Annotated in this window: 14 protein-coding genes; 9 read left to right on the forward strand and 5 right to left on the reverse strand. The window is 58.9% G+C overall.

The annotated features are described in order from the left end of the window. Positions 1-61: 61 nt before the first annotated feature. From F8N21_RS28160 to F8N21_RS28170, 3 genes are all read right to left on the reverse strand, one after another. A complete protein-coding gene (locus F8N21_RS28160) occupies positions 62-1,792 on the reverse strand; it encodes an ABC transporter ATP-binding protein/permease (RefSeq protein ID WP_150645247.1) in 1,731 nt (576 codons plus the stop codon). An 85-nt stretch (positions 1,793-1,877) separates the two neighbouring features. Continuing rightward, the gene (locus F8N21_RS28165; RefSeq protein WP_150645248.1) at positions 1,878-2,438 is read right to left on the reverse strand and encodes a response regulator transcription factor; all 561 of its coding nucleotides are present in this window, start codon (positions 2,436-2,438) and stop codon (positions 1,878-1,880) included. After that, complete coding sequence (locus tag F8N21_RS28170; RefSeq protein WP_150645249.1) at positions 2,431-3,693, reverse strand: ATP-binding protein; 1,263 nt, start codon at positions 3,691-3,693, stop codon at positions 2,431-2,433. The genes F8N21_RS28165 and F8N21_RS28170 overlap by 8 nt, the downstream gene beginning before the upstream one ends. A 384-nt stretch (positions 3,694-4,077) precedes the next feature. Here F8N21_RS28170 and F8N21_RS28175 point away from each other — a divergent pair, with 384 nt between their 5' ends. After that, positions 4,078-4,794 carry an SIMPL domain-containing protein gene (locus F8N21_RS28175; protein ID WP_150645250.1) on the forward strand — a complete coding sequence of 239 codons (717 nt, stop codon included), beginning with the start codon at positions 4,078-4,080 and terminating at the stop codon, positions 4,792-4,794. A 178-nt stretch (positions 4,795-4,972) separates the two neighbouring features. On the opposite strand, the gene F8N21_RS28180 is transcribed toward F8N21_RS28175, so the two are convergent. Next, complete coding sequence (locus F8N21_RS28180; RefSeq protein WP_150645251.1) at positions 4,973-5,359, reverse strand: DUF6124 family protein; 387 nt, start codon at positions 5,357-5,359, stop codon at positions 4,973-4,975. A gap of 735 nt (positions 5,360-6,094) precedes the next feature. Between F8N21_RS28180 and F8N21_RS28185 the strand changes: the two genes are divergently transcribed. From F8N21_RS28185 to F8N21_RS28220, 8 genes are all read left to right on the forward strand, one after another. Beyond that, positions 6,095-7,720: an ABC transporter substrate-binding protein gene (locus F8N21_RS28185; RefSeq protein ID WP_150645252.1), complete on the forward strand. Its 1,626-nt coding sequence runs from the start codon at positions 6,095-6,097 to the stop codon at positions 7,718-7,720. 302 nt (positions 7,721-8,022) lie between these two features. Next, positions 8,023-9,624, forward strand: a complete 1,602-nt coding sequence (locus F8N21_RS28190) for an ABC transporter substrate-binding protein (protein WP_150645253.1) — start codon at positions 8,023-8,025, stop codon at positions 9,622-9,624. Positions 9,625-9,794: 170 nt separating this feature from the next. Continuing rightward, positions 9,795-11,171 (forward strand): OprD family porin, encoded by a 1,377-nt coding sequence (locus tag F8N21_RS28195; protein WP_150645254.1) that lies wholly within the window; start codon positions 9,795-9,797, stop codon positions 11,169-11,171. Between the two features lie 76 nt (positions 11,172-11,247). Next, the gene (locus F8N21_RS28200) at positions 11,248-12,843 is read left to right on the forward strand and encodes an ABC transporter substrate-binding protein (protein WP_150645255.1); all 1,596 of its coding nucleotides are present in this window, start codon (positions 11,248-11,250) and stop codon (positions 12,841-12,843) included. A 73-nt stretch (positions 12,844-12,916) separates the two neighbouring features. Continuing rightward, the gene (locus F8N21_RS28205; RefSeq protein ID WP_150645256.1) at positions 12,917-13,927 is read left to right on the forward strand and encodes an ABC transporter permease subunit; all 1,011 of its coding nucleotides are present in this window, start codon (positions 12,917-12,919) and stop codon (positions 13,925-13,927) included. 10 nt (positions 13,928-13,937) lie between these two features. After that, positions 13,938-14,849 carry an ABC transporter permease subunit gene (locus tag F8N21_RS28210; protein ID WP_150645257.1) on the forward strand — a complete coding sequence of 304 codons (912 nt, stop codon included), beginning with the start codon at positions 13,938-13,940 and terminating at the stop codon, positions 14,847-14,849. Positions 14,850-14,859: 10 nt separating this feature from the next. Beyond that, a complete protein-coding gene (locus tag F8N21_RS28215) occupies positions 14,860-15,828 on the forward strand; it encodes an ABC transporter ATP-binding protein (RefSeq protein ID WP_150645258.1) in 969 nt (322 codons plus the stop codon). Next, positions 15,828-16,808 (forward strand): peptide ABC transporter ATP-binding protein, encoded by a 981-nt coding sequence (locus F8N21_RS28220; protein ID WP_150645259.1) that lies wholly within the window; start codon positions 15,828-15,830, stop codon positions 16,806-16,808. The genes F8N21_RS28215 and F8N21_RS28220 overlap by 1 nt, the downstream gene beginning before the upstream one ends. Before the next feature lie 114 nt (positions 16,809-16,922). Here F8N21_RS28220 and F8N21_RS28225 read toward each other — a convergent pair whose 3' ends face one another. Further along, complete coding sequence (locus F8N21_RS28225) at positions 16,923-17,141, reverse strand: hypothetical protein (protein WP_150645260.1); 219 nt, start codon at positions 17,139-17,141, stop codon at positions 16,923-16,925. Positions 17,142-17,595: the final 454 nt, after the last annotated feature.

Below are 17,595 nucleotides of genomic sequence, written 5' to 3' on the forward strand. Positions count from 1 at the left end.
AAAGATCGCAGCCTGCGGCAGCTCCTACATAGAGGCATTCTGTCGGACCGAGGTGCAGCGCCTACGCAGCTGTCACGGTTTGCTCGACCAGGTGACCGCCCTCGATGCGCACATGCCTTGGGTGGAAACGCTTGAGGCTGCTGCGATGTCCGACGCTGACGATGCTCAGGCCCGGCAGCTGGTTGATCAAGGCTTGATAGAGCACCGCTTCATCCTCCTCGTCCATCGCCGAGGTGGCCTCGTCCATGTACAGCCATTGCGGTGCATAGAGCATCGCGCGGGCAAAGCCCAGGCGTTGCTGTTCACCCGGTGACAGCATGCGCTGCCAGTGATTGCTCTCGTCCAGGCGCGGGATCAGGTGCGGCAAGCGACAGGTTTCCAGCACTTGCACGTAACGCTCGTGAGGGTAAACGTCCCCCGGCTGTGGATAACTCAAGGCTTCCCGCAGACTGCCAATCGGCAGGTAAGGCTTCTGCGGGAGGAACAGATAACGCTGGGCTGGCACGCGGATACTGCCGTGACCGTCCGGCCAGAGCCGGCCCATGGCCCGCAGCAAGGTACTTTTGCCGCTACCGGAACGGCCGCTGAGCATCAGTCGCTCACCCGCCGCAACGCTCATGTTGGCGTTGGTCAGCAAGTGACGGCCGTCGGCCAGATCCAGCCCCAGGTTGTGCACTTTCAGCTCACTGCCCTGACTCTGTACATCGATCTCCGGAGGCCGGCTTTCGTTGTCGGTCATGGCCTGACGGAAGCTCAACAAGCGGTCGCAGGTGGCGCGCCACGCCGCGAGGTCGGAATATGCGGTAATGAACCAACTGAAGTTCTCTTGAACGTTGCCAAACGCCGAGTTGATTTGCATCAGCTCGCCGAGCTGGATCTTGCCGCTGAAATAGCGCGGCGCAGCAACAATGAACGGGAAGATGATTGCGATCTGCCCGTAACCGGCGGTGAAGAATGTCAGGCGTTTGGACACCCGCATGATGTCCCAGAAGTTGTGCCAGACCATGCCGAAACGGCTGCTCAAGCGCTTGTTCTCGTTCGGTTCGCCGTTATACAGCGCAATGCTTTCGGCATTTTCACGAATCCGGACCATGGAAAAACGCAGGTCGGCTTCGAAGCGTTGTTGTTGGTTGTTCAAGTTGATCAAGCGCTTGCCAATCAAGTGAGTCAGCCAACTGCCGACCACCGCGTACACCAGCGCGCACCAGAACATATAACCGGGGATGGTGTAACCGAAGACTTCGATACTGCCAGACACCCCCCAGAGGATAATCGAAAACGAGACCAGACTGACCACGGTGCGGATCAGCCCGAGCCCAAGGTCCAGGGTGTTGGTGGTGAAACTGTGGAGATCTTCGGAGATCCGCTGGTCCGGGTTATCGGTGTAGCCGCCCCGCTCCAACTGGTAGTAATTCTTGTGACCGAGCCAGCGGCTGAAATGCTGCTCGGTCAGCCAGGCCCGCCAGCGAATGCTCAGCATCTGGGTCAGGTACAGCCGATACACCGCGCCGAGAATCGCTACCGCGGCGATCCCGCAGAAATACAGGATCAGTTGCCAGAATGCCGCTTCGTCCTTCTGTTGCAGGGCGTTGTAGAAGTCCTTGTACCAACTGTTGATCCACACCGAGATCGCCACGCTGAACAACGACAGCGCGATCACCGCAATTAACAGCGTCCAGGCCTTGCCTTTCTCCTCACTGCGCCAGTACGGCGTGGTCATCTTCCAGACCCGCCGCAAAAACTGCCCACGCACAGCATCATTGACCGCGGAATATTCAGCGTTCTGATTCATTGTTCAGGCTCGATAGGGTAAAGAACACGCTTCGAACCGATCATAGTTGATCGGTTCGGGTTGTCGCGAGTCTGGAGATATCCGTTCAGCGGCGAACCGGACGCTTCTGCAGTTTGCGCTGCAGGGTGCGGCGGTGCATGCCCAGGGCGCGGGCAGTGGCGGAAATGTTGCCTTCGTGTTCGGTCAGCACGCGCTGGATGTGCTCCCATTGCAGACGGTCCACCGACATCGGGTTTTCCGGCACCAGGGTGTCGAGGTCGGCGTGCTCGGAAAGCAGCGCGGCCAGCACGTCATCGGCGTCCGCCGGTTTGCACAGGTAATTGCAGGCGCCGCGCTTGATCGCTTCGACAGCGGTGGCGATGCTCGAATAGCCGGTCAGGATCAACACGCGCATCTCCGGATCGAGTTCGAGCAGCTTGGGCAGTAGCACCAGCCCTGAGTCGCCGTCCATTTTCAGGTCCAGCGCAGCGTAATCCGGAATGTCCTGCTGGGCGATGCTCAGGCCTTCTTCGGCGGAACCCGCGGTACTCACGCGAAAACCGCGGCGGCTCATGGCGCGCGCCATGACGCGGGTAAAGGTAGCGTCGTCGTCTACCAGCAATAAATGCGGCAGTTCTTCGCCTTCGACTTGGATCTCGTCACTCATGTTCGTCTCCTCGGGCAACACGGGGCAGGCGCAGCTCGGTAAGCGTGCCACCTTCCTCATGACTGTAGAGTTTCACTGAGCCGCCGGCGCGTGTCACGCTGGCCTTGCTCAAAAACAGGCCCAGGCCGAAACCTTTGCCCTTGGTGGTAAAAAACGGTTTACCGATCTGCTCGGCAATCGCCAGCGGCACACCGGCACCGTGGTCGCGAATACTGATGGTGAGGTCCTCGACATTCCAGTCCAGGGTAACCTGCAACCCTTCGGGGCAGGCATCGGCGGCGTTGTTGAGCAAATTCAGGAGCGCTTGGGTGAGGTCCGGCGGCGGCGCCATGCGTGGCACTGTGCCCTGGCCCAGGCGCTGGAGGCGATAACTGGCCTCCGGACGCATCAGGTGCCAGCGGTTCAGGGCTTCGTCGAGCCAGTCGGTGACATCCTGCATGTCCACCGCCAGCCGACGATTGGCTTCAGCGGCGCGGACCAATTGCTGCAAGGTCTCCTTGCACAGCTTGACCTGGTCCTGAAGCACGCTCAAATCGTCCTGCAGCAGCGGGTCGTGATGATCCTGGCGCATCTCCTTGAGCAGCACGCTCATGGTCGCCAAGGGTGTACCCAACTCATGGGCAGCACCGGCGGCCTGCGTGGCCACGGCCAGCAATTGTTGATCGCGCAGGCCCTCTTCGCGGCGGATTGCCCGCAACTCTTCCTGACGCCGCAGCTCCTCGGCCATCTTCGCCGCGAAAAAGGTAATCACTGCCGCGGCCAGGGCAAAGCTCAGCCACATGCCGTAGATCTGCATCTTTTCCCGGGCGATCGGGAACGTCTCCAGCGGGTAGAACTGCGCCAGCAGCAGGGTGTAGAGCGCCAGGGCAATGCCGGAGAGTATCAGCGAATAGCGCCAGGGCAACGTCACCGCAGCAATAGTCAGCGGCACCAGATAATAGGAGACGAAGGGGTTGGTCGAGCCACCGGAGAAATACAGCAAGGCGCTGTGGATAAACAGATCACAGGCCAGTTGCACGGCATATTCCAGCTCTGTCACCGGCCACGAGGTGCGCAGGCGAATGGCGGTCAAGGCACAGAGCACCATGGAAAACCCGAGGGTTATCGCCAGTTGCAGCCAGGGCAAGGGCAGCAGATCGAACCAGTAGGCAAGCCCCACCGAACCGGCTTGAGCGGCCAGTACCAAGGTGCGAATGAAGGTCAGACGCCAAAGGTTCTGGCGAGTGGCGGAAAGCAGTTGAACGGGGGCGAGCATGAGCTCTCCTGATGAGCGCTCCAGGCGGATCGCGACGAGTATAACCACGCCGCGGCTTCCACAGGCAAACTGCGGCAAACGGCCACATGGCAAATGGGTCTTCGCGGACATGGCATCTGCCGTAGCAGCTGGCGTAGCCTGCGTTCGAGCGCGAAGCGATCGTAAAATCTGCAACCTTGTTCTTTCAAGTAGAACGCATCTACCGGATTGCGACCGCTACGCGGCCGAACGCAGGCTTCGCCCGCTGCTACGAATAGCACGTTCGTCTTGGGGTTGATGTGTATCGAAGTTGTAATTGGGTGAACCGAATATTAAAAGCTAGAGTCTGATGGTTTCACGCAGGTTCGGCCCCTAATCCCTGCGGACCGCACTCAAGGAGATTCCATGCACACACTCAGCCGCAGCGCCGCCCTTCTTGCTCTCAGCGTCGGCACCCTCGCCAGCCTGCCGGCACTGGCCGCCGACGAGCTTCATTACAACCAGATTTCCCTGCGCGCGGAAGTCAGCCAGGAAGTGCCTCGCGACCTGATGATCGTGACCCTCTACAGCGAAGAGCAGAACACCGACCCGGCCAAACTCGCCGCGGACATCAGCACCACCATGAACAAGGCCCTGGCCCAGGCCAAACAGGTCAAGGAAGTGACCTTGCGCCAGGGCAGCCGCAACAGCTACCCGATCTACGACACCAAGGGCCAGAAAATCACCGGCTGGCGCGAACGCGCCGAACTGCGCCTGGAAAGCTCGGACTTTGCGGCCTTGTCGAAGCTGACCGGCGAACTGCTGACCGAACTGAAAATGGGCGGCATGGATTTCGCCATCGCCGACCCGACCCGCAAGGCCAGCGAAGATACCTTGCTCAAAGAAGCCGTCGGCGCCTTCAAGGCCCGCGCCCAACTGGCCACCGAGGCCTTGGGCGGCAAGAGTTACAAAATCGTCAACCTGAACCTCAACAGCAACGGCTACCCGCAACCCTACATGCGCGGCCCCAGCATGATGAAAGGCGCCAGCCTGGATTCAGCGCCGGTGACCCCGGAAATCGAAGCCGGCACCAGCCAGGTCAGCATGACGGCCGATGGGTCGATTGAAGTGTTGATGCCTTAAGCAATGATGTGCCAGTCAGTCTTGTTCTGACTGTGCCACCGTCATCGCGAGCAAGCTCGCTCCCACATTGTTTCTGTGCTGATCACATAAATGTGACCTCATGCAGAACCATTGTGGGAGCGAGCTTGCTCGCGATTGGGCCTTCAATTCAGCCAATGTTCAACTGACACACCACCCACTACAGATTGACCCGGCACCCCTGACCCACCTGATCCAAAGCCTTATCCACCAACAGCTTGCTCAACTCGATCATCTGGTAAACCCCCAACACCACACTCCGACGCGAGTCTTCAAGATCGAAGGCCAGATCGCTGGCAATGGCATTGGCACTGGCGAGCGTCTCGGAAGCGTTGGCCAGTAGCGTCTCGGTATCGAGGTTGGAGGCAACCGTGAAGATATTGATCAGCGGGGTGTCAGGAAGTCTGGACTTGTCGAGTGGTGGCGAAAGGTAATGATCAAGGGCTCGGTCGGCTGCGGCGCGGTCCTTGAGCAGGTCTTCGGCTTTTTGGGCATCGGAAATGGGCGTAGCTATATTGAAGGCGTGCTCTGGAATAATCTTGTCCATGTATATGCTCCGAATCAAAATGGAGCCATCACTTGCCGTTATGGTGGTGAGGCTATGCGCCTACTTGTTTTCAGGATCCCACACCTGATCGCCAATCTGCAGCGATGGCCAAAGATTAGACGCCAGCCCAAACCCAACGCAACCGCCAAAACCCGTCGGAAAACTCGCCACCACAGCCTCGACCTACAGCGCTTTCCGTAGGAGCTGCCGCAGGCTGCGATCTTTTGATCCTTGTTGGCGTAACCATTTCATGAGGGGAACGCGTACCTTCCCACAAACAGACCGGCCGGTCGGCCGCCTTCGCGAGCAAGTCGGATCGCCGCACCGCCGCTCCCACAATGGATATGGGTACATCCGCAAGAGACAGGCTGGCAGTCAGGCCGCTATCGCGAGCAGGCTCGCTCCCACCAGATCATGATCAAGATCAAAAGATCACAGCCTGCGGCAGCTCCTACGGGGCAGGTATCTATAAGTAACACCCTACGCCCCCATCAGGTGCGACCTACAATCCACCGCCCCCTTGTAGCGCACCAAATGCACCGAAAAAACCCCGCGCAAACGGTCAAATGCGTCAATACTTACACTGATGCGACATTCCTGTACGTTCGTGCCACTGTTTAACGCCTGTAGCCATTCTGGATCTTGCATTGGGTATGGGCCCTGCATAAGTATCCGCAGGCACGACTCACGAGGTCGTCCTCTATTCCAAAAATGACAACAAATCATGAGGCCACCATGCTCAAACACGCGGTCATTCCGTTTTTAGTCGGCGCAGGCTTGTTAGCTAGCGCACCATTCGCCCAAGCGGCGACTAACCTGGTGTTCTGCTCCGAAGGGAGCCCGGCCGGCTTTGATCCTGGTCAGTACACTACCGGAACCGACTTCGACGCCTCTGCAGAAACCATGTTCAACCGTCTGACTCAGTTCGAGCGCGGCGGCACCGCTGTTATTCCGGGTCTGGCAACCAGCTGGGACATTTCCCCGGACGTGCTGACTTACACCTTCCACCTGCGTGAAGGCGTCAAGTTCCACACCACCCCGTATTTCAAACCGACTCGTGAGTTCAACGCCGACGACGTGCTGTTCACCTTTAATCGCATGATTAACAAGGATGACCCGTTCCGCAAAGCGTACCCGACCGAATTCCCGTACTTCACCGACATGGCCATGGATACCAACATTGCCAAGGTCGAGAAAGTCGACGATCACACTGTCAAGTTCGTGCTGAACAGTGTTGATGCTGCCTTCATCCAGAACCTGGCCATGAGCTTCGCCTCGATCCAGTCCGCCGAGTACGCCGCCCAGCTGCTCAAGGAAGGCAAGCCAGGCGACATCAACCAGAAGCCGATCGGCACTGGCCCGTTCGTGTTCAAGAGCTACCAGAAAGACTCCAACATCCGCTACACCGGCAATAAGGACTACTGGAAACCTGAAGACGTCAAGATCGACAACCTGATCTTCGCCATCACCACCGACCCATCGGTACGTATCCAGAAGCTGAAGAAAAACGAGTGCCAGATCACCCTCTTCCCGCGTCCGGCCGACCTTAAGGCACTGCGCGAAGACAAGACCCTGAAGCTGCCGGAACAGGCCGGTTTCAACCTGGGTTACATCGCTTATAACGTAATGCCCGTGCTCAAGGGTCGCACCGACAACAACCCATTGGCCGACCTGCGGGTCCGTCAGGCGCTGGACATGTCGGTGAACAAGCCACAGATCATCGATTCGGTATACCAGGGCGCCGGCCAACTGGCCGTCAACGCCATGCCGCCAACCCAGTGGTCCTATGACACCACCATCAAAGATGCCAAATACGACCCTGAGAAAGCCAAAGAGCTGCTCAAGGAAGCAGGCATCAAGGAAGGTACCCAGATCACTCTGTGGGCCATGCCGGTTCAGCGTCCGTATAACCCGAACGCAAAATTGATGGCTGAAATGCTGCAGTCGGACTGGAAGAAAATCGGTCTGAACGTCAACATCGTCAGCTACGAATGGGGCGAGTACATCAAGCGTTCCAAGGGCGGCGAGAACCAGGCGATGATCATCGGCTGGAGCGGCGACAACGGTGACCCGGACAACTGGCTCAACGTACTGTTCGGCTGCGACTCCCTGGCCGGTAACAACTTCTCCAAATGGTGCAACAAGGACTTTGACAAGCTCGTCAAAGATGCCAAGAAGACACCTGACCAGGCGAAGCGCACCGAACTGTACAAGCAGGCGCAACACCTCCTCAAAGACCAGGTTCCAATGACACCTATCGCTCACTCGACGGTGTTCCAACCCATGCGCACGACTGTGCAGGACTTCAAGATCAGCCCGTTTGGCTTGAACTCCTTCTACGGCGTCAGCGTCAGCAAATAAGGTCTGGCAACGGCGGCGTCCCTGACGTCGCCATTGCTTGATCCGCCAAGGCTGCAGGAATTTGCCTACATCCAAAACCGCTGCGCACTACCGCAGCGGTTCTAGGACGCGTCGACTTTTCCTACGCGCCTTTAAGGCTATTCGCATTTACCAGCCAGCTTGCGACTCATACCGTCCGGGCATGGCAGTCCTGCGCTTTTGGCTGGCATTGCTGCACGCGATGACTTGGGGTCCATGATCTCTTCCTGTCCCCGGGCGGGGAGATTCATTGAGCAAAAAACAATAAAGAAGAGGGGAGCGTCATGCGTCATTCCTTGGTTTTATCCGCATTACTAGGCACCGGCCTATTGGCCGGCGCATCGATCAGCCAGGCCGCCAGCAACAGCCTGGTGTTTTGCTCCGAAGGCAGCCCGGCGGGCTTCGACACCGCGCAGTACACCACTGCAACCGACAACGATGCCGCCGAACCGATCTACAACCGTCTGGCCGAGTTCGAAAAAGGCGCGACCAGTGTCGTCCCTGGCCTGGCTACCCGCTGGGATATTTCCGAGGACGGTCTGACATACACTTTTCATCTGCGCGAAGGGGTGAAATTTCACACAACCAAGTACTTCACACCTAGCCGCGACTTCAACGCCGATGACGTACTGTTCACCTTCAACCGTATGCTCAATCCCGAGCAGCCGTTCCGTAAGGCTTACCCGACCGAGTTTCCGTATTTCAACGGGATGAGCCTGAACAAGAATATCGCCAAGGTCGAAAAGACCGGGCCGCTGACCGTGGTGATGACGCTCAACAGCGTAGATGCCGCCTTCATCCAGAACATCGCCATGAGTTTTGCTTCGATCCTCTCGGCCGAATACGCTGATCAGTTGCTCACGTCCGGCAAACCCAGCGACATCAATCAGAAGCCGATCGGTACCGGCCCCTTCGTGTTCCAGCGCTATCAGAAGGACTCGCAGATCCGTTACGCCGGCAACAAACAGTATTGGGACCCGAGCCGGGTCAAGCTCGATCAGCTGATTTTCGCGATCAACACCGACGCCTCGGTGCGCGTGCAGAAGCTCAAGGCCGGTGAATGCCAGATCACCCTGCACCCGCGCCCGGCCGACGTCGAGGCGCTGAAAAAAGACCCGAAACTGCAGCTTATCGAGAAGCCCGGTTTCAACCTTGGCTACATCGCCTACAACGTGCGGCACAAACCCTTCGACCAGCTCGAAGTGCGTCAGGCGCTGGACATGGCGGTGAACAAGCAAGGCATCCTCAACGCGGTGTACCAGGGCGCCGGGCAACTGGCGGTCAACGCCATGCCGCCCACCCAATGGTCCTATGACGAGACTATCAAGGACGTCGCCTACAACCCGGAAAAAGCCAAGGAGCTGCTCAAGGCGGCCGGGGTCAAGGAAGGCACCGAGATCACCCTCTGGGCCATGCCGGTGCAACGCCCCTACAACCCCAACGCCAAACTGATGGCTGAAATGCTGCAGTCCGACTGGGCGAAGATAGGGCTCAAGGTCAAGATCGTCAGCTATGAATGGGGCGAGTACATCAAGCGCACCAAGAACGGCGAACACGACGTCAGCCTGATCGGCTGGACCGGCGACAATGGTGATCCAGACAACTGGCTCGGCACCCTCTACAGCTGTGACGCGATTGGTGGCAACAACTACTCCATGTGGTGCGATCCCCAATACGACAAGCTGGTCAAGCAAGCCAAGATCGTGACTGATCGCGAACAACGCACGGTCCTCTACAAACAGGCCCAGCAGTTGCTCAAGCAGCAGGTCCCGATCACGCCTATCGCCCATTCGACGGTCAACCAGCCGTTGAGCGCCAAAGTCGAAGGGTTCAAGGTCAGCCCCTTCGGGCGTAACGTCTTTTCCGGCGTCGGCATCACTCCATAACCCGGTAACCAGAACCCGGAGAGCGAATTTCGCTCTCCCGCAGGCGTGCAGCCTGAATTCGACAAAACTGTCGCCAGCAAACGTTTGCGATAGCTTGATCGTATTCAAATCCAATAGCCGGATCACCAAAAAAAGACCGGCATAAAAAAGAAAGTAAGGAGCTTCACCCCATGAAACTGAGCAGCACCGCGCTATTAGCCTTGGCCATCAGCAGCGTTACGGCCACTGCCTACGCAGAAAGCGTTAGCCAGGAATTCGTCCCGACCCAACTCAATAGCACCAACGCCCAGGCAGAATCCAAAGGCTTCGTCGACGGCCAGAGCCTGTCAGGTACTACCCGTAACTGGTACGCCAATGAACTGCTGCGTCGGGGTGGTAATTTCCACTACCAGAAGCATGGTGAGACCCAAGACACCCCGCGTCGTATCAACTGGGTCCAGGGCACCATCCTCAACTACAGCTCCGGCTTTACCCAAGGCACTGTGGGTTTCAGCACTGAAGTCGCGGCCTACAACGCGCTGGTCCTGGACCGCAGCCGCAAGGACATCGCCAACGGCGGCAACCGTACCCTGGCTGAAAACAACGGCGATGCCGTGGACCAGTGGAGCAAACTCGGCCTGGCCAACGTCAAGGCGCGGGTTTCCAACACCACTCTGACCGCCGGCCGTCAGAATTTCAGCAGCCCGATCGTCGACGTGATCGGCAACCGTGCGCTGCCTTCGAGCTTCGAAGGTGTGACCCTGCACAGCGAAGAGTTCGACAACCTGTCGTTCGACCTTGGCACTTTCGACCGGGTGTCGCCTCGTACCGAGCAAAGCCTGTCGAAATTCCGCAGTGAATATTCCGCCACCGGCGTTGAAACCGATCATGTACACACCGCGGGCCTGAACTACCAGCCGCTGAGAAGCCTGAAGACCAGCCTGTACGCGGCCAATGTCGAAGATTTCTGGAACCAGTACTACTTCGGCGCCGTTCACGAACTGGGCGACAGTTCAGTCCTGAGCCTGACCACCGGCCTGAACTACTATAAAACCGTCGATGAAGGCAAAAAATCGATGGGCGAGATCGACAACGACACCTACTCCCTGTCGTTCGGTCTGACTCACCAGGCTCATAGCCTGACGTTCGCCTACCAGGAAATTAACGGTAACGAGTACTTCGACTACCTGCATGAAACCAACGGCATTTACCTGGCCAACTCCTTGCTCTCGGACTTCAACGGCCCGAACGAGAAATCCTTCCAGATCGCTTACGGTATCAACATGGCCGGATACGGCGTACCGGGCCTGAAGTTCAACATCTATCAGGCTCGCGGCTGGGGCATTGACGGTACTCACTACAAAGGCACCGCCTACGATGTGAACAGCCTGGATGGCGAACACCACTATGAATACGGCATCGGTACTTCCTACGCCGTGCAGAGCGGTCCGTTGAAAGCCACCGGGATTCGCGCGACCTACACCACTCACCGCGCCAGCGAAAACCAGGGTGACGGTAGCATCAACGAGTTCCGTCTGGTCACCACCATTCCATTCAACATTCTCTAAGCACCAGTTGAACGGCTGATTCGTTGACGAATCAGCCGTTCAGGCTTCTGGTTCAACAGTTTGCAGGGGGTTATTGATGAAAAAGCTGGCGTTACGAGTGGCGATTGCCGCCGCATTGCTGAGTGTCGCTGTTGGCGCCTCGGCCAAACCTTTGGTGGTCTGTACCGAAGCCAGCCCGGAGGGCTTCGATATGGTCCAGTACACGACTGCAGTCACCGCCGATGCGGTGGCCGAAACCATCTTCAATCGTCTGGTGGACTTCAAGCCCGGCACCACTGAAGTGATCCCGGCACTGGCCGACTCCTGGGAAATCGGCGCGGATGGGCTGAGTTACACCTTCCACCTGCGAAAAGGCATCAAGTTCCACACCACCGAATACTTCAAACCGACCCGCGAGATGAATGCCGACGACGTGCTCTGGAGTTTCCAGCGCCAGCTGGACCCGAAACACCCGTGGCATGACAAATCGAGCATAGGTTTCCCGTATTTCGAAAGCATGGGTTTCAAGGAATTGCTCAAAAGCGTCGAGAAAACTGATGACCACACCGTGGTATTCACCCTGACCCGCCGCGAAGCGCCCTTCCTGGCCGACATCGCCATGGCGTTCTCCTCGATCTACTCCGCCGAATATGCCGATCAGCTGCTCAAGGCCGGCAAGACCAACGACCTGAACAGCAAGCCCATCGGCACCGGGCCGTTCGTCTTCAATCGCTACGCCAAAGACGCTCAGGTGCGCTTCAAGGCCAACCCTGATTACTTCCGCGGCAAACCACCGGCCGACCCGCTGATCCTGGCCATCACCACCGACAACAACGTGCGCCTGCAGAAGCTCAAGGCTGACGAGTGCCAGATCGCGTTGTATCCAAAACCCGATGACATCCCGAGCATCAAGGCCGACCCGAACCTGAAGGTCGATGAACTGGCGGCCATGACCACCAGCTACACCGCCATGAATACCACCCGCAAATACATGAGCGACGTGCGGGTCCGGCAGGCGATCAATATCGCCTTCGACAAGGAAGCCTACGTCAACAGCCTGTACGGCAAGGGCAATGCCGTGGTCGGCACCGGCCCTTATCCGCCAACCCTGCTAGGCTTCAACGACACACTGAAAAACCCGCCGCGCGACCTGGACAAGGCCCGCGCGTTGCTCAAGGAAGCCGGCGTACCGGAAGGCACGGTGCTGACCCTGTTCACCCGCAACGGCGGCGGCGTGACCAACCCCAACCCGCTGCTCGGCGCACAGATGATGCAGTCGGACCTGGCACGGGTCGGAATCAAGCTCGACATCCGCGTCATGGAATGGGGCGAAATGCTCAAGCGCGCCAAGAATGGCGAACATGACATGGTCTCGGCCGGCTGGGCCGGTGACAACGGCGATCCGGATAATTTCCTGACCCCGAACCTGAGTTGCGATGCAGCGAAAAACGGCGAAAACTACGCCCGCTGGTGCAACAAACAATTCCAGGACGTGATCGACAGGGCCCGCGCGGGAACCGATCCGGCAGAACGTGCGGCACTCTATGAAAAAGCTTTGGTGACTTTCGATCAGGATCAACCATGGATCCCCATGGCCTACCCGAAAATGTTCACCGCAATGCGCAAGAACGTCGAGGGCTATTACATTAGCCCCCTGACCACTAATAACTTCGCTACCACCCTGGTGAAGTAGATAAGAAACGCCCGTCATCGTTGATCCTGACGGTGCCGGGCACGCCTAACCGGCTGATGAGGTACACCAGAAGATGTTTAGTTTTATTGCCCGCCGCGTGGGGTTGTTGATCCCCACCTTCTTCGGCATCACCTTGCTGACCTTCGCATTGATTCGCATGATTCCCGGCGACCCCGTGGAAGTCATGATGGGCGAACGTCGGGTCGACCCTGAGATGCATGCCCAGGCAATGGAGCGCCTTGGTCTGAACAAACCGCTGTATGCCCAGTATCTGGACTACATCGGCAAACTCGCCCAGGGCGACCTTGGCGAATCCCTGCGAACCCGTGAAAGCGTCTGGAGCGAGTTCACCTCGCTGTTCCCGGCGACCCTGGAACTGTCCATGGCCGCCCTGCTGTTCGCCGGCATCCTCGGGCTACTGGCCGGGGTGATTGCCGCCTTGAAGCGAGGATCCCTGTTCGACCATGGGGTGATGGGCATCTCCCTGGCGGGGTATTCGATGCCGATCTTCTGGTGGGGCCTGATCCTGATCATGTTCTTCTCGGTATCCCTGGGCTGGACCCCGGTTTCCGGGCGGATCGACCTGCTCTACGACATCGAGCCGAGAACCGGCTTCATGCTGATCGATACCCTGCTGGCCGATGACACCGGAGCCTTCTTCGACGCCCTGCATCACTTGATTCTGCCGGCCATCGTGCTCGGCACCATCCCGCTGGCAGTGATCGCCCGGATGACCCGCTCCTCGATGCTCGAAGTGCTGCGTGAAGACTACATCCGCACCGCCCGGGCCAAAGGCCTGTCGCCGGCGCGCGTGGTGTTCGTCCACGGCCTGCGTAACGCCTTGATCCCGGTACTGACCGTGGTCGGCCTGCAAGTCGGCACCCTGCTGGCCGGCGCGGTTCTGACCGAAACCATCTTCTCCTGGCCCGGCATCGGCAAATGGCTGATCGAAGCCATTGGCGCCCGGGATTATCCGGTGGTGCAAAACGGCATCCTGTTAATCGCCTGCCTGGTGATTCTGGTCAACTTCGTGGTGGACATCCTCTACGGCTTTGCCAACCCACGCATCCGTCATCAGCGCTGAGAGCATACTAATGAGCACTCTAACTACCTCAGTAGCAGTCGACCAAAGCCTGCTTTATCCGTCGCCGTACAAAGAATTCTGGCATGCCTTTTCGAGGAACAAAGGCGCAGTCGCCGGCCTGGTATTCATGATCCTCGTGGTGTTCTGCGCACTGTTTGCCCCTTGGGTCGCACCGCATAACCCGAGCGAGCAATACCGCGACTTCCTGCTGACGCCACCGTCCTGGCTCGAAGGTGGGCAGATTCAGTTTCTGCTCGGTACCGATGAACTGGGACGCGATCTGTTGTCGCGCTTGATCCATGGTTCACGCCTGTCGCTGATGATCGGTTTGTCATCGGTGGTCATGTCACTGATTCCGGGGATCATGTTGGGTCTGTTCGCCGGGTTCTTCCCGCGCGTGCTCGGCCCGACCATCATGCGCCTGATGGACATCATGCTGGCCCTGCCATCGCTGCTGTTGGCCGTGGCTATTGTCGCCATCCTCGGCCCTGGCCTGATCAACACCGTGATCGCCATCGCGATCGTTTCGCTGCCGTCCTATGTTCGTCTGACCCGCGCCGCGGTGATGGGCGAACTGAACCGCGACTACGTGACCGCTGCGCGCCTGGCCGGTGCCGGTCTGCCGCGCCTGATGTTCATCACCGTGCTGCCTAACTGCATGGCACCGCTGATCGTTCAGGCGACCTTGAGTTTCTCCTCGGCGATTCTCGATGCCGCGGCCCTGGGCTTCCTCGGCCTTGGCGTACAACCGCCAACTCCAGAGTGGGGCACCATGCTGGCCTCGGCTCGCGACTACATCGAACGCGCCTGGTGGGTGGTGAGTCTGCCTGGTTTGACCATTTTGCTCAGCGTGCTGGCAATCAACCTGATGGGCGACGGCCTGCGCGATGCGCTGGACCCGAAACTCAAGAACGCCGCCTGAGGAGATTCCCATGTCACTGCTAGAAATCAAGAATCTCAACGTGCGCTTTGGCGACGTCAACGCGGTACCGGTGGTCGACGGTCTCGACCTGTCCGTGGACAAGGGCGAAGTCCTGGCCATCGTCGGCGAATCGGGTTCCGGCAAGTCCGTGACCATGATGGCGTTGATGGGGCTGATCGAGCATCCCGGCATCGTCACTGCCGACTCCCTCGTCTTCGACGGCAAGGACATGCTCAAGCTCAACTCCCGCCAGCGTCGCAAAATCGTCGGCAAGGACCTGGCGATGGTGTTCCAGGACCCGATGACCGCGCTGAACCCGAGCTATACCGTGGGTTTCCAGATCGAGGAAGTGCTGCGCCTGCACCTGAAAATGTCCAGCAAGGACGCCCGCAAGCGCGCCATCGAACTGCTGGAGAAGGTCGAAATCCCTGGCGCCGCCAGCCGCATGAATGCCTATCCGCATCAACTGTCCGGCGGTATGAGCCAGCGCGTGGCGATTGCCATGGCCATCGCCGGTGAACCGAAACTGCTGATCGCCGATGAACCGACCACGGCCCTGGACGTGACCATCCAGGCGCAGATCATGGAGCTGCTGCTCAACCTGCAGAAAGAACAGAACATGGGCCTGGTACTGATCACCCACGATTTGGCCGTGGTGGCCGAAACCGCCCAGCGGGTATGCGTGATGTACGCCGGCCAGGCCGTGGAAGTCGGGCAAGTGCCCGGGCTGTTCGACGTGCCGGCGCATCCGTACAGCGAAGCGTTGCTGGCGGCGATTCCGGAACACAGCCTGGGCGCCGAGCGTCTGGCGACCTTGCCGGGCATCGTTCCGGGTCGTTATGACCGTCCGCAAGGCTGCCTGTTGTCGCCGCGCTGCCCCTATGTGCAAGACAACTGCCGCACGCAACGCCCAGGCCTGGACCCTAAAGCCAACAGCCTCGCCCGCTGCTTCTACCCCTTGAATCAGGAGGTGGCGTAATGAGCGTCGTTCTCACCGCCCGCGACCTTACCCGTCACTACGAAGTATCCCGCGGCCTGTTCAAAGGCACGGCACTGGTTCGCGCCCTCAACGGCGTGTCGTTCGAACTGGAAGCCGGCAAGACTCTCGCTGTGGTTGGCGAGTCAGGCTGCGGCAAGTCGACCCTGGCCCGCGCCCTGACGCTGATCGAAGAGCCCTCCTCCGGCTCGCTGAAAATCGCCGGACAGGAAGTCACTGGCGCCAACAAGGCCCAGCGCAAGCAACTGCGCAAAGACGTGCAGATGGTGTTCCAGAGCCCCTACGCCTCGTTGAACCCACGGCAGAAAATCGGCGACCAGCTCGCCGAACCGCTGCTGATCAATACCAAACTGAGCGCCGCCGAACGTCGCGAGAAAGTCCAGGCGATGATGAAGCAGGTGGGCTTGCGCCCCGAGCACTACCAGCGTTATCCGCACATGTTCTCCGGTGGCCAGCGCCAGCGGATTGCCCTGGCTCGGGCGATGATGCTGCAACCCAAGGTGCTGGTGGCGGACGAACCAACCTCGGCCCTCGACGTGTCGATTCAGGCCCAGGTGCTGAACCTGTTCATGGATTTGCAGAAAGAGTTCAATACCGCCTACGTGTTCATTTCCCACAACCTGTCGGTGGTGCAACACGTTGCTGACGATGTGATGGTGATGTACCTCGGTCGCCCGGTGGAAATGGGCCCGAAGGAGGACATCTACAGCCGCCCTCTACACCCGTACACCCAAGCGCTGCTGTCGGCCACCCCCACCATCCACCCGGACCCGAACAAGCCGAAGATCAAGATCGTCGGCGAACTGCCTAACCCGCTCAACCCACCGTCCGGCTGTGCCTTCCACAAGCGCTGCCCGTACGCCACCGAGCGCTGCAGCACCGAAGAGCCGGCCTTGCGCCTGCTCGACAGTCGCCAGGTCGCCTGCCACTACGCCGAGCAATTCGTCCACGGCGCGGCCTGAAAAAACGCGCCCCGGTAAACGGGGGCGCGTTGTTGCAGAGTTGACCAAACCCCTTCTTCCTGGATTGCTCAGCAATTTGGTAGAAGGGGTTTTCTTTTGTCCGTCATTTACATTCTATGTCTGGCTATCGCCCTCATCCTCTTCGGTATCTGGATCGTCAGTGGTCGAGTCGTCATCTTCTTCCGCTGCAATCATCAGCGCGCTGTACACCCCGTGCCCGTTCGAGGCCTGCTCCTCATGTTCCTGACACTCAGCCCAAGCCGCCGACGCCGTACCGAGGGTCAGCAGCACCAATACTTTCAGCAACAACACACCGCGTAGAAAAATGCTCATAGCCGATTCCATCCTTTCAAGGTGAAGCCTCAGAGCCTGACGGCGACAAACCCGGATGCCGTGGCGTGTGTGAAATCCAGTTGCGATCGAGCGGGTTCTTCAGATAGGACGCTGATCAACGCCAGTAAATGCCGTTGGCAGGCAGATTGGTTTTGAATAAGGGTTATGCCAAACAGCGATTTCAAAAGCAGTGATGGCCTGTGGCGGCGTTCTGATCCGAAATCCACCCCTCACCCCAGCCCTCTCCCCACGGGGCATAGGTATCTACACATCTCGTTGGCCGAACACCCTACCTGTGGCGAGGGGGCTTGCCCCCGCTGGGTCGCGAAGCGGCCCTAAAACCGGCAATCGCGGTTTTCCAGGTAGAACGCATCCGCCGGTTTTACCACTGCTGCGCAGCCGAGCGGGGCGGTGCGGCGTTCCGACAAGCCCCCTCGCCACAGTATTCGGCAGC

It is taken from the genome of Pseudomonas fluorescens (assembly GCF_902497895.1).
Lineage (GTDB): Bacteria > Pseudomonadota > Gammaproteobacteria > Pseudomonadales > Pseudomonadaceae > Aquipseudomonas > Aquipseudomonas fluorescens_BP.